The organism is Cloacibacillus sp. An23 (assembly GCF_002159945.1).
GTDB lineage: Bacteria > Synergistota > Synergistia > Synergistales > Synergistaceae > Caccocola.
Genome location: NZ_NFJQ01000012.1, coordinates 53,320 through 66,753, shown reverse-complemented (window position 1 = coordinate 66,753; position 13,434 = coordinate 53,320). Strand labels below are relative to the sequence as shown.

Below are 13,434 nucleotides of genomic sequence, written 5' to 3'. Positions count from 1 at the left end.
TTTTGGCATAGACAGTACGCGGCGCAGGCGCCGGCGGCTATGTATGGAGGAGCTTTCGATGCCCGATAAAAGATATGTGCTTGCGGTAAAAAAGATACGTTCGAGCGTCATCCCCTTCGTGCTGCTGCTCTTGTTCTTCGCAGTCATCTCTTGGTATATCATAAAACCGCTCGCGATACCGCTGGTGTGGTCCATACTGTTTTCGTACTTCGCGCACCCGCTGTATAAATTTCTCTATCACAGGCTTCTCAAGGGAAAATATAAAAACGTCGCCGCTGCTATCAGTACTGGCGTGATCCTCGTATTTATCGCTATACCGCTTCTGCTGCTCACAATGTTCGTGACGCGCGAGGGTATACGGATAAGCCGCCACATCCTGGAAAGCGGCCTCATTTCCGGTTCTTATCAGGACATCGTAGCCATGATAAAAAGCGTGCCGATCTTCGGGAGCTTTGTGAACGAGCTCGACCTCATTACAGAGCTGCCGATCCTCGACGCCATCGTGCGAAACGGCGCGCAGCTCGTTACGCGCTTCCTGCGCACGATTTCCAGCCAGATATTCGAAAGCATATTGAAAGTTCTCTTTCTCATGCTTATCGTGGCCATCACGTCGTTCTTTCTCGTACGTGACGGCGAGGCGATGATACGCTACGCCTCCGAGCTTCTTCCGCTAAAGTCTGAAGAGAGGAACGGGTTCATCAGGAGGACGGCCGTGATGCTGCGCGCGGTGGTCTGCGGGATAATCATGACTGCGGCTGTGCAGGGCGTGCTCGGCGGAGCGGGATGGTGGTTCGTCGGACTGCCTCATCCCGTCTTTTTCGGCTTCTGCATGTTCATGACGGCGATGATACCGTTCGTAGGCACGCCTGCTATCTGGCTGCCCGGCGCAATCGTGCTGCTTTTTTCCGAAGACGTGACGAACAGCGTGATCCTGCTGCTTTGGGGGCTGCTCGTGGTCAGCTCGATAGACAACGTCATAAAGCCTATGTTCATATCCGAGGGCAGCAAGATACACATGCTGCTGGTCTTCATCGGCCTCTTCGGCGGTCTCTACGCCTGGGGCTTCATAGGCGTCTTCGTCGGTCCGCTGCTTCTATCGCTCGGGATGTTCCTGCTTGATATTTATCACAACATCGTAAAGAGCTCCGACTGGGATTCTATTTTGGACGGTGACCATAAATGATTCGCATATTCGCGGTTTCCGGCTTTAAAGACAGCGGAAAGACGACGCTCTGCATGAAACTGCTTGAGGAGCTTGCGCGTCTGGGCGTGGAGACTGGATATATAAAGCGGACCTCCGAATCCGTCCTTTCCCCATGCGGCACGGACAGCGGACGCGCATTGTCGCTCGGCGTGCGCGCCGCGCTTTGGGGAAGCGACGGCCTGTCGGTCGAGGAGCGCCGTGCCGGCGAAATTTCGCCTGAGGCCGTGGCGTCGCGTTATTTCCCAGACGCCGAGGTGGTGCTGCTGGAGGGCGGGAAATATCTTGAAGTTCCGAAAATATGGGTCGAAAGCGGCGAAAGCCGCCCTGACTCGGTGAAGGGCGTCTTTATGGTTTACGACAGACGCGCGCCGGGCGACGGGAAACTTCGCTTCGGCGCGGGCGACGAGCCGGAGATGGCGCGCCGTTTGGCCGCGGCCGTGCGCGGAGGCTCCTATCGCAGCGCGAAGATTTATATAGGGGACAGGCCGCTTCCGATGAAGGATTTCATAGCCGACTTCATACGCGGCGGCGTGCTGGGAATGCTCTCTGCGCTGAAAGGCGGAGAGAGCGGCGGCGAAAATGTCCGCGTGTATATCGACGGTAAAATCAAAAAATAGAATTTCTTTCGCCGCAGTCTCGTCTCAATCGTCTTTTTGGCAGTTGATAAATGCGTTCACAAACGATATAATTGCTTACCGGCTCAGGATGAAGCCGAAAGCATAATTAAAACCTTCAAGGGGGCAATTCAGAGATGAATATGCTGTTGTTAACGGGAGTGGTCGGGGCGCTTGCGCTGGCATACGCTGCGTACGCATCCGGCAAGATAAGCGCGTTCAAGGTCGATCACGCGCGTGTGAATGAGCTGTCCGGCATCATTCAGGGGGGAGCCATGGCCTTCCTCTACAGAGAATACAAAGCCTTGATACCGTTTGTAATCATCGTCGGCGCTCTACTTGCGTGGAAAATTGACCCGGCCAGCGCCGTCTGCTTCGTCTGCGGAGCCATTTGCAGCGCCCTCACCGGGTACGTCGGAATGCGCGTGGCTACCAAGTCCAACGGCAAGACGGCCTACGCGGCCACCCACGGCATGAACGGCGCTCTTAAGATCGCCTTCACCGGCGGCAGCGTCATGGGAATGACGGTCGTCGGCGTCGGGCTTCTCGGTGTCGTCGTCATGTATTACATCTTCAGAGACGCCAACCTCGTCACCGCCTTCGGATTCGGAGCCAGCTCGATAGCGCTCTTCGCGCGCGTCGGCGGCGGTATCTACACCAAGGCTGCGGACGTCGGAGCCGACCTCGTCGGTAAGGTCGAAGCGGGCATCCCCGAGGACGACCCGCGCAACCCGGCCGTCATAGCCGACAACGTCGGAGACAACGTCGGCGACATCGCCGGCATGGGAGCCGACCTCTTTGAATCGTACGTCAACTCTATAATCGCAGCTATGGCTATAGGAGCCATAGCGGTGGACGAGGGCGGAGTCCTTTATCCGCTTCTTCTCTCCGCTATAGGAATCATATCCTCGATACTCGGCACGTTCTTCGTCAGAGTCAAGGAAGGCGGAGACCCCGCGAAAGCGCTCAGGATAGGGCTCGGCTCGACCGGACTCTTCATGATAATCGGCGCTTACTTCCTTACGAACTGGATGTTCGGCGACCTGACGCTCTTCGTCGCTGTCATTTCCGGCGTCATCTGCGGCCTGCTGATAGGCGCGGCGACTGAATATTACACCTCCGGCGACTACGGCAGCGTCAAAGAGATAGCCGCAGCCTCCGAGACCGGAGCCGCGACCAATATCCTCGCCGGCCTCGGCGTCGGAATGAAATCGACTGCCATCCCCGTCATACTCGTCTGCGTCGCTACGATAGCCGGATACGCTTTCGGCGGACTCTACGGCATCGCCTGCTCCGCGGTCGGAATGCTCGCGATCACCGGCATGGCCCTCTCCGTCGACGCCTACGGCCCGATAGCCGACAACGCCGGCGGCATCGCCGAAATGGCGGAGCTTCCCCATGAAGTCAGAGAAATCACCGACAACCTCGACGCGGTCGGCAACACCACCGCCGCGGTCGGCAAGGGGCTTGCGATCGGTTCCGCGGCCCTTACGGCTCTCGCCCTCTTCGTCGCTTACGCCGAAGCGACCAACCTCACCACGATAGACCTTAAAGACCCCTACGTCATGGTCGGCCTCTTCATCGGCGGACTCCTGCCCTTCCTCTTCAGCGCCCTCTCCATCCAGGCCGTAAGCCGCGCCGCTGAGAGAATGATCGAAGAAGTCAGACGCCAGTTCAGAGAGATCCCCGGAATCATGGAAGGCACTGGACGCCCGGAGTATGAGCGCTGCGTCGATATCTCCACGGCCGCGGCACTCCGCGAAATGATAGTCCCCGGTCTCATGGCGGTCCTCGCTCCGATAGTGGTAGGCCTCGTTCTCGGAGCTCCTGCTCTCGGCGGAATGCTCGGCGGTTCCATAGTCACCGGCGTCATGATGGCTATATTCATGTCCAACGCGGGCGGAGCCTGGGACAACGGCAAGAAATACATCGAAAGCGGAAACTTCGGCGGCAAGGGCACCCCGGCGCACGCGGCGGCGGTAGTCGGCGACACTGTCGGCGACCCCTTCAAGGATACGGCTGGACCGAGCCTCAACATACTCATCAAGCTTATGTCCGTCGTCGCCACCGTTTTGGCTCCTCTTTTCGCGCTGTAACAGCGCCACAAATTCAAGGCAGTCTGTGATAATAGATTAGAGGGAGAGTAAAGCTCTCCCTCTGATTTTCTTGTTTTTAAGCACTGGGGGCTTGAGTATGGCGTCGGACGATGTCCGTGAAATAAAATCAAAGCTTGATATCGTCGACGTCGTCTCCGAATCCGTTCAGCTCAAGAAGCAGGGACAGAACTATTGGGGCTGCTGTCCCTTCCATAACGAGAAAACGCCCTCCTTCTGCGTCTCGCCGGACCGCCAGACCTTTCACTGCTTCGGCTGCGGCAAAGGCGGAGACATATTTTCGTTCATTATGGAGCGCGAACACCTCGGTTTTAGGGAGGCTCTCGAGCGGCTTGCCGAAAAAGCCGGCGTCACGCTGTCTGCTACCCACGGCTCCTCGCCGGAGCGCCGCGCAAAGACGGACGTCAACAGAGCCGCTCTCGAATTTTTCATGGAGTCGCTGAACGCGCCGGAAGGCGAGCCCGCGAGAAAATACCTCGAGCGACGCTCTATATCCCACTCGGACGCCGTTCGTTTCGAGATAGGCTGGGCGCCTACCTCTTGGGACTCGCTTCTGCGAAGCCTGAAGCGCAGGGGGATATCCGCCGAACAGGCGGTCGAGGGCGGACTTGCGCTCGTAGGGCGCAGCGGCGGGTGCTACGACAGATTCCGCGGAAGGGTCATGTTCCCTATATACAGCATAACCGGGCGCGTCGTCGGCTTCGGCGGCCGCATACTCGACGGCGACGGAGCCAAATATATGAACAGCCCAGAAAGCCGCGTTTTTAACAAACGACACAACCTTTACCTGCTGAACAAGGCGAAGCCAGAAATTTCCTCCAAAGGGAGCGCCATACTCGTCGAAGGCTACATGGACGCCATCAGGGCGCATATGTGCGGATTCACGAACACCGTCGCATCCTTGGGCACTGCTCTCACCTCCGTTCAGGCGTCGCTTATAAAAAGGATGACGGGACTGTGCTATGTGTGCTATGATTCTGATTCTGCCGGTGAAGAAGCCGCGCTCCGGGCGATGTACATACTGCAGGCGGAGGGCGTGACGGCGAAGCGCGCCGTGTGGAGCGGCGGCAAGGACCCAGACGAGCTGCTTCTTCTGCCCGAGGGGCCGGAGCTTTTTGAAAAATCTATAAACGAGGCGCTGCCGCTGCCGCTCTACCACGTTCGGCTGCGGAGCGGAGCGCTCAAAGATCCGGAACGCGCGCCTGAGGCGCGAAACGACCTCTTGGACGGTCTCGCGTCCCTTTCCGTATTCGACGTGGCTCCGTACATAGACGAGCTGAGCGAAGCGCTGGGTCTTTTCCCGCACGAGGTTAAAGCGCTTATAGACGCCAGGCGCGGCGGCAGGCGTACAGCGCCCGAAAGAAGCTTGCAGGAAACACAGGCTGCGGCTCCGCCAGAGCCGGAACGAGCCGAGACTTACGGCGACGATCTGGAATATATGATATGCAGCCTCCTCTGGAACGACGAGGAGATGCGCGCCTCGTGCGACATGAGCAACATCGCGCTCTACGTTTCCGACGAAAGGGTGCGCTCCGTGATTTTCGCCATACTTTCCGGCGACGAGCCGGAGGCTCTTGAAAGACGCTGGCAGCAGATGAACGATGAAACCGGCATGAGGATAATAGCGAGAGGCAACGGCCTGCTCGCGCGCGAGGGCATCACCCGCGGCACGGCCTACAGGCTGATAGACGAGCTGCGGCATAAATTTATAAAACGGCATATAGCGCCGCTTGTCTCAAAAATAAAAGACGGCAGCATAACAGATGAAGAGTATAAAGAATATCTGCGTTACACAAGACTACTAAAGGGAGGCAGTATAAAGGCATGAAGAAAACGAAAAAAAAGACAGCCGAAATTATGCCTGAAGAAAAATCCTCTGCAGCAGACGCCGCGATGAGCGCGGAAGCTTTGACTGAGCCGATGTCCGCGGACGGCGGCTATCCCGGCGAGATGGGGATGGACAAGCTCGATTCAATCGAGGACGACGCCGACCTTCTCAACGTGATAGAGCCGATCGACGACGATGACGAGGGCGACGGTTCCGACAGCGCGTCCGGAGACGACCAGGACGGCACGGATTACAGCGCCTACATAGACAACGTGCGCGACCTGCTCCACGAGGGACGAGAGAAGGGCTTCGTTACCTACGAGGATATAGAGAAAAAAATGCCGAAGGATTTCCTCACCGCGGACATCCTCGACAACATATACATGAACCTTATGGAGCTCGGCGTCGACGTAATCGACGAGCCGAAGACGAAGGTCGATCCATCCGAGGGAGAAACGGTGCTCGCGTCGTCCGGCGCGGACGATATGGGGGACCTTGAGGACCTTCCGCTTTCCGACCCCGTCCGCATGTACCTGCGCGAGATAGGCAAAATCCCGCTTCTGACATCGGAGGACGAGGTAAAACTAGCGAAGGGCGTCGAGGCCGGCGACGCGTCGTGCAAGGACGCGCTGGTCGAGGCGAACCTGCGCCTGGTCGTCAGCATCGCTAAAAAATACATCGGACGCGGGATGCTCTTCCTCGACCTCATACAGGAGGGCAACCTCGGCCTCATCCGCGCGGTGGAGAAGTTCGACTATCACAAGGGATACAAGTTCAGCACCTATGCGACCTGGTGGATACGCCAGGCCATAACGCGCGCGATAGCCGACCAGGCCCGCACGATACGCATTCCCGTCCACATGGTCGAGACCATCAACAAGCTCATACGCGTCTCGCGCCAGCTCGTGCAGAAGCTTGGACGCGAACCTACTGCTGAAGAGATAGCCGCAGGCATGGAGATACCCTCCGACAGGGTCGAGGAGATACAGCGCATCGCGCAGGAGCCGGTGTCGCTCGAAACTCCTATCGGCGAAGAGGAGGACAGCCAGCTCGGCGACTTCCTCGAGGACAAAGACCTGCCGAGCCCTGAAGAGGCTGCGGCGAGCCAGATACTGCGCGAACAGCTCGACGAAATGCTCGACGACCTCACCGACAGGGAGAGAGAAGTCCTGCGGCTGCGTTTCGGCCTCGAGGACGGGCACGCTCATACGCTCGAAGAGGTTGGCCGCCGCTTCGGCGTCACGAGAGAACGCATAAGGCAGATAGAGGCGAAGGCGCTCCGCAAACTGCGCCACCCGAGCCGCAGCAAAAAGCTGAAAGACTTCCTTGAATAATATCCGACACCCGGCTTCGCCGGGTGTTTCTTTGTTTTTACGGAGCTCCGTTTATTGCGCTGAGGAATGTTAAGCATTATACTTTTTAACATTACGGAGGTGTCTGATTGAGACTGGACAAGTTCTTAAAGCTATCGCGGCTGATAAAACGCAGGACCGTCGCTCAGGAAATGGCGGAAGTCGGCGCCGTTCGGCTGAACGGGCGGCAGTGCAAGCCCGCCGCCGAGGTCAGAAACGGCGACTCGCTTGAAGTAGCATACCCACGGCGCGTTCTGTCGGTGAAGGTCGAGTGCGCCGACGAGGCCGCGCTCAAGCGCGGGGCGCAGGCCTATACCGTCGTTGATGAGAGGCAGGTAAATCAGGACGAAAGGCCCTGGTAAACTCATAAAAGAATTTGGAAGCGGGCCGGCGGCTCTTGCGTCGCCGGGCGGCGCGACAAAGGAGGACTAACGTTCGTTATGAAGGTAGCGGAACCGACGGTAGAAAGGCTGATTCAATATTACCGTCTGCTCATTTTAATGAAGGAAGAAGGACGCAAGGTCGTCTCGTCGCTGCAGATGGGCGAAATGCTCGGCATCAAGGCGAGCCAGGTGAGGAAAGACCTTTCGTATTTCGGAGAGATCGGCAAGCGCGGCGTCGGGTATCACGTCAACCGCCTCTGCGCCCATATAGAAAACATCCTCGCTTCGCCGAGGGTGTGGCACGTCGCCCTCGCGGGGGTCGGAAACCTCGGCACCGCGCTGATGGGCCACACAGCCTTCCAGAGCTATAAATTCAGCGTGGAGGCGCTCTTCGACGTCGATCCGGAAAAAGTCGGCAAAAAGCTTATGGGCGTAGACTGCTTCCACGTCGACGATATAGCGAAAGTCATGGAAGAGCGCAATATAGAAGTTCTCATACTCGCGGTTCCAGCGGCGGCGGCCCAGTCCTGCGTAGACAAGGCCGCCGCGTCGCCGACTCTCAAGGGCATACTGGCATTTACGCCGGCGACCGTCGTCGTGCCCGACCGCATACTTTTCTATCGTGTGGACATATTCGTAGAGCTTGAAAAGCTTCTCTTCTTCCTCAAAGAGCGGGAAAAGTAGCTTTTTAAAGCAAAACGAATAGTCATAACCGGCGATGTCATGTTAAAATAGCCGTTGTTACGCATATAGGCGAATCATACACATTTGTAAGGAGGAGTTTTCTTTGCAGCAGCAGGGCGGATTGATGGGGATGATGTTACCTCTCGCGATGTTCGCGGCGATATTCTACTTTATGATCATCAGGCCGCAGAAGAAAAAGCAGAGGGCGCATGAAGAGATGCTCGCCAGCATCAGCAGGGGCGACACGGTGATCACAGCCGGAGGGTTTTTCGGCGTGGTCCGTGAGATACTCGACGACAGCTATCTGATCGAGCTTGACGAAGGAGTCAAGGCCCGCATCCTCAAAAGTTCAATATCTATGAAGAAGGGCGAAAGCAGCCCCGCGCCGCAGCAGCCCAAGAAAAAGAAGTCCAAAAAGAACGAACAGCCGGCGCAGGAGGCGGAAACAAAGCAGGAAGAGGCTCTCCCCGAAACCGCCGAAGCACAGCCGGCCGAGGCCCAGCCCGCCGAGGCTCCTGTCCAGGAAGAGAAGCCCCGTCAGGTAGGCGCCGGCTTCGAGAAATAACAAGACGGGCAGAATACAAAGCTTTAACGTCCGAAAGAAAGACTTGTGACATTTTACGGAGAGGACGGCTGTGAGGTAGTCCACTCCGTTTTCTTTGTGAGGAGGCGCATATAGATGCTGAAAAGAGACAAATGGCGGCTGATCGTCGTCGTCGCCGTTATCGTCATAGCCGCCGTGGTCGCCTTCCCTATAAAGGGGAAGATGCGTATGGGACTAGACCTGAGCGGCGGCGTGCACATCGTGCTGCAGGCCAAGGGAACTCCGGAAAGCCCTCTTACGCCGGACAGCATTGACCGGCTTCTGGTCGTGCTTCGTTCCAGGATAGACCAGTACGGTATAGTCGAGCCCATCATACAGCGCGAGGGCGACGACCGCGTCGCCATCGGCCTTCCCGGAGTCGACGACCCGGAGGCGGCTCTCGATCTTATAGGACGCACCGCGGTCCTCCAGTTCCGCCAGGTGCTCGGCGAATCGCCGCGCGTACCTGCGCAGCCGGTACGCTCCAACTACGACAGCGACGAACAGTTCAAAGCCGCGCAGGAGCGCTGGCAGAGGGCTAAGGACGAAGTCGGCCTTTACATAGAGCAGATGAAGGCCGCCGTAAAGGACAATGCGGAAATGACGGTCGCCACGAACGAAGACGGCGGAGCTTACCTGCTTGGCAAGCAGTATGTCAGCGGCGGAGATCTGACGAAAGCGGAGACGACCTTCGATCAGTTTGGAAAGGCCGCCGTCTCGCTCACCTTCAACGCGGAAGGAGCGAAGCTCTTCGACGAGGCTACCGCGGCGAACATCAACAAACAGATAGCGATAGTGCTCGACGGCACGGTTATCTCCGCCCCTGTCGTACAGCAGCGCATCTCGGGCGGCGAGGCGCAGATAACGGGTTCGTTTACTACAGAAGAGGCGAACCGCCTCGCGATCATGCTTCGCGCAGGAGCTCTCCCCGTGTCGGTCGAAATTCTTGAGAACAGGTCCGTCGGTCCGTCGCTCGGAGCCGACTCCGTTCACGACGGCGTCAAGTCCGGCCTCATCGGAGCCGCTCTCGTCGTCATATTCATGATAGTCTACTACGGCTTCCTCGGCATAGCCGCCGACATCGCGCTCTGCACGGCGATGCTACTCGTCGTCGCGATGATGATAGCACTCCACTCGACTCTGACCCTGCCCGGAATCGGAGGTATGGTGCTGACCATAGGCATGGCCGTAGACGGCAACATACTTATATATGAACGCATGAAGGAAGAGCTGCGCGCTGGAAAGACGACGATGGCCGCCCTTGACGCGGGCTTCCGCAAGGCGCTCGTCGTCATACTCGACTCCAACATCACGACGCTCATCGCCGCCGCGATACTCTTCTATTTCGGCAGCGGCCCGATACGCGGCTTCGCCGTAACGCTCAGCATAGGCATCGTCGCGTCCGTGTTCTGCAATGTCGTGGTCACGCGCACGCTTCTCGGCATAGCGCTGTCTGCGCGCAAAAAACAGACTATATAGGAGAGAGGCGCGAACGATGACATTTTTTGACGCTTCAAAACTGAACATACCGTTCATCAAATATAGGAAGATACTCATAAGCATCAGCGTCGTCATGATAGCGGCCTCGATCGCGCTGCTTGCGACGAAGGGGCTCAACTTCGGCGTAGACTTCACCGGAGGGCTCGTGCTTCAGGTCGAGTTTGAAAAGCCCGCAGACGTCGGGGCTGTGCGCGCCGCGCTCGCGAAGATAGGCCACGGCAGCGCGACGATACAGGCCTTCGACGACAGGACGATACTGCTGCGTTTCCAGGCACAGGACGACGAGGTGCGCAAAGCGGTGCTCGCCGTACTCGGATCAGACATCGGCGCCTACAAGGTGCTGCGCATAGACAAAATAGGGCCGGTTGTCGGCGGAGAGCTGCGTATGCAGGCCGTTTACTCCCTGACGCTCGCTCTCGCTGCGATACTCGTCTACATGGCGTACCGCTTCCGTTTCCGCTTCGGAGCCGTTGCGGTCGCGGCGCTGATGCACGACGTAATAATCATGCTCGGCGCTTACAGCCTCACCGGAAAGGAAGTCTCCGTGACCTTCATCGCGGCGATTCTGACCATCGCGGGCTACTCGCTGAACGACTCGATAGTCGTCCTCGACCGCGTCAGAGAAAACTGGAGCAGCGTGCGCTCCGTGGGCATCGACGTGCTCGTGAACCGCTCCATCAACCAGACGCTCTCACGTACCGTCAACACGTCGCTGACGACCCTGCTTCCTATCATCGCCATGTATATTTGGGGCGGCGAGGTCATCAGCAACTTCGCGTTCGCCTTCCTCATAGGCATACTCGCCGGTACCTACAGCTCCATCTGCATCGCTGGCGGACTGCTGGTAACTTGGTATCTCCGTTCGCCCAAATATTAGAAAACGCTCCGAAAACATAGAAAATCTCTCCCGCAGCCTTATGTGGGAGAGATTTTTTTTTAATTATGCTATTATATGTGCTGTATATGAAGATGGGGCGCGTGAGGTTTTGTGCCCGCGCCGCAGGAGGGATTGCCGTTGAAAAGTTACGTGCTTGCGATTGTGCTTACTATGTTTCTGTCTGCGCTGTTCGCCTTTCAGAATATCGGCGACGTCAATGTAAAGTTCATCATCTGGCAGTGGACGCTTCCGCAGGGGGTATGGGAAGTGGCGCTCTTCTCTCTCGGAGCCGCCGTCATGTGGTTTTTCTCTCTCTTCTCCGTGTTCGAAGTGCGCTCTAAGCTGAAGAAGCAGATGAAGGAAAAGGAAGGCAAGATAGCCGCGCTCGAGCAGGAAAAGAAGGCTATACTCGACTCCGTGACGGCAAAGTCGGATGCGGCCGCTCAGGAGCAGAAGAGCGCTGAACAACGCAGCGAAACGGCGGAATAGCGTTGGTAGTACGCTGCGCTAAAGATTCTCTCAACATACACAAGCAGACCGAGGTGTCGGCACAGATAGCCGCCAAGTTCAACTGCTCGCCGTTCCAGGCTTCTCTGCTCGAGATGCGCGGCCTCACGGCGGACGTCATGCCTAAAGAGGTGGAGAACTGGCTCTCGCCCTACCTGCCGATGCTGCTTGAAAAGCTCGACCTCGGCGCGGACAATGCGAACGCCGCCGCGCTTGTGCGCAGTCTCGGCGCTTCCTCAAACGTTGTTGTCTACGGAGACTACGACGTCGACGGAATATCTGCCACCGCCATCGCTATGGAATTGGCACTGTCCCGCGGGGCGCACGTGCGGTATTTTATACCGCACCGCTTCAACCAGGGGTACGGACTGCACAAAGACGTGGCGCAGATCATCGCGAAGCGCAAGTGCGACCTTGTCATAGTCGTGGACTGCGGCACTCAGGACGTCGAATCCGTAGAAATATTAAAAAAGAACGGCATTCCGGTAGTCATATTCGACCACCATCTGGTCGAGGGAAAACGAGCCGAGAGCGACACTCTCGTCAACCCGCAGATATGCGGCGACGCCGATGCGAAGCGGCTGTGTGCGACCGCGGTGCTGTGGTGCTGGATATGGCAGAACGAGCTTATGCCGCGCCGCCAGCTTATGAAACTTCTCGACGTCGTGGCGCTCGCGACGATCGCCGACTGCGTTTCTCTGTCCTCTTCCCTCAACCGCGCGCTGGTGCGCGAGGGCATAAAATCGATCCGTTCCAAGGCTCGTCCCGGACTGGGCCTGCTGATGGAGCAGCTCGGCATCTCAGCTTCTTCCATCGACACGGAAGACCTCGCCATGCGTGTTATACCGTGCCTTAACGCGGCAGGAAGACTTTATCTGGCCGACCTCGCGGTAGAGGTTTTGTTCCCAGGCAATGATTTGGCCGGAAAGGTAGGCAAGCTCATAGCGCTGAACAGAAAACGCCGCGAACTCTCAACAAAGATACTCGAAGAAGTTGACGGTCTCGCCGGCGAAGGATTCAAGTACGTCCTGACAAACGACGGCTGGTCGGTAGGCGTGCTGAGCAGCGTGGCGAGCCGGATATGCGGCGACAGAAACGCTCCTGTGGCGCTCGCCGCATCCGTCGGAGACAGCATCATGCGCGGCACGCTGCGTATGCCCGCGGGCGGCGACGCCGTCGGCGTGCTGAAGCAGCTTGCACCGCTCCTCAACACATGGGGCGGACACCGCCTCGCCGCCGGCTTCAGCGTCAAGATGGAAAACTGGCGCGAGGTGCGCGAAAAAATGGAAGAGATACTCTCGCGCGTCAAGGTCGTCGGAGAGAAGGAAGAACTTCTCTATTGGAACCCCGCCAACCTCGACATGAAGACGTGGGCGGAAGCGTCGGCGCTGGGCCCTTTCGGCATGGACAACCCGTCGCCGACCCTCTACGCGCCATATAACGGAAAAATGACTCTCGCGCCGCTCGGCAAAGGCGGAAAGCACGTCAAGGTTTCGCTCGGCCCAGTGTCGCTGCTGGCCTTCGGCGCCGCAGATATGTTCAGCGGCGGCTGCGGCTGGCTCGACGGATGGGTGTATAAGCCGAGGCTCGACACGTGGCGCAACGTAACGTCGCTCCAGTTCGTTCTTGAAAAAATGGTAGCGCGGGACGCGAAGACTGATTGAAAGAGGGCGGTCGGCAGTGGGCGAAGAAAAGAAAACCGGCGCCGTCAACGTAAGGTCGGCTCATCTTTCTGAAATAGGCGGAACGCGCGGCTTCTCAATAGGCGAAAGGGAAAACCGCGCGCTG

Annotated in this window: 12 protein-coding genes; all 12 read left to right on the top strand. The window is 57.8% G+C overall.

The genetic code is table 11. The features are described 5' to 3' along the window. Nucleotides 1-58 precede the first annotated feature (58 nt). The 12 genes from B5F39_RS12250 to B5F39_RS12195 all read left to right on the top strand — a co-directional run bounded on the left by B5F39_RS12250 (nucleotide 59) and on the right by B5F39_RS12195 (nucleotide 13,310). Nucleotides 59-1,183: an AI-2E family transporter gene (locus B5F39_RS12250; RefSeq protein WP_158096050.1), complete on the top strand. Its 1,125-nt coding sequence runs from the start codon at nucleotides 59-61 to the stop codon at nucleotides 1,181-1,183. After that, on the top strand, nucleotides 1,180-1,821 hold the full coding sequence (locus B5F39_RS12245) for a molybdopterin-guanine dinucleotide biosynthesis protein MobB (RefSeq protein ID WP_239391251.1): 642 nt from the start codon (nucleotides 1,180-1,182) through the stop codon (nucleotides 1,819-1,821). The genes B5F39_RS12250 and B5F39_RS12245 overlap by 4 nt, the downstream gene beginning before the upstream one ends. A gap of 134 nt (nucleotides 1,822-1,955) precedes the next feature. Then, complete coding sequence (locus B5F39_RS12240; RefSeq protein ID WP_087368109.1) at nucleotides 1,956-3,914, top strand: sodium-translocating pyrophosphatase; 1,959 nt, start codon at nucleotides 1,956-1,958, stop codon at nucleotides 3,912-3,914. 97 nt (nucleotides 3,915-4,011) lie between these two features. Continuing rightward, on the top strand, nucleotides 4,012-5,760 hold the full coding sequence (dnaG, locus tag B5F39_RS12235; RefSeq protein ID WP_087368107.1) for a DNA primase: 1,749 nt from the start codon (nucleotides 4,012-4,014) through the stop codon (nucleotides 5,758-5,760). Beyond that, nucleotides 5,757-7,094: an RNA polymerase sigma factor RpoD gene (gene rpoD / locus B5F39_RS12230; protein WP_239391248.1), complete on the top strand. Its 1,338-nt coding sequence runs from the start codon at nucleotides 5,757-5,759 to the stop codon at nucleotides 7,092-7,094. Before dnaG ends, rpoD begins: the two co-directional genes overlap by 4 nt. 107 nt (nucleotides 7,095-7,201) lie before the next feature. Next, a complete protein-coding gene (locus B5F39_RS12225) occupies nucleotides 7,202-7,474 on the top strand; it encodes an RNA-binding S4 domain-containing protein (protein WP_087368103.1) in 273 nt (90 codons plus the stop codon). A gap of 78 nt (nucleotides 7,475-7,552) precedes the next feature. Continuing rightward, nucleotides 7,553-8,179 (top strand): redox-sensing transcriptional repressor Rex, encoded by a 627-nt coding sequence (locus B5F39_RS12220; RefSeq protein ID WP_087368100.1) that lies wholly within the window; start codon nucleotides 7,553-7,555, stop codon nucleotides 8,177-8,179. 103 nt (nucleotides 8,180-8,282) lie between these two features. Beyond that, complete coding sequence (gene yajC, locus B5F39_RS12215) at nucleotides 8,283-8,744, top strand: preprotein translocase subunit YajC (RefSeq protein ID WP_343217586.1); 462 nt, start codon at nucleotides 8,283-8,285, stop codon at nucleotides 8,742-8,744. Between the two features lie 114 nt (nucleotides 8,745-8,858). Then, on the top strand, nucleotides 8,859-10,241 hold the full coding sequence (gene secD / locus B5F39_RS12210; protein WP_087368093.1) for a protein translocase subunit SecD: 1,383 nt from the start codon (nucleotides 8,859-8,861) through the stop codon (nucleotides 10,239-10,241). 16 nt (nucleotides 10,242-10,257) lie between these two features. Next, nucleotides 10,258-11,139, top strand: a complete 882-nt coding sequence (secF, locus tag B5F39_RS12205; protein ID WP_087368090.1) for a protein translocase subunit SecF — start codon at nucleotides 10,258-10,260, stop codon at nucleotides 11,137-11,139. 138 nt (nucleotides 11,140-11,277) lie between these two features. Further along, nucleotides 11,278-11,628, top strand: a complete 351-nt coding sequence (locus tag B5F39_RS12200; RefSeq protein ID WP_087368087.1) for a LapA family protein — start codon at nucleotides 11,278-11,280, stop codon at nucleotides 11,626-11,628. Nucleotides 11,629-11,630: 2 nt separating this feature from the next. Beyond that, nucleotides 11,631-13,310, top strand: coding sequence for a DHH family phosphoesterase (locus tag B5F39_RS12195; protein ID WP_087368084.1), 1,680 nt, complete (start codon nucleotides 11,631-11,633; stop codon nucleotides 13,308-13,310). Nucleotides 13,311-13,434: the final 124 nt, after the last annotated feature.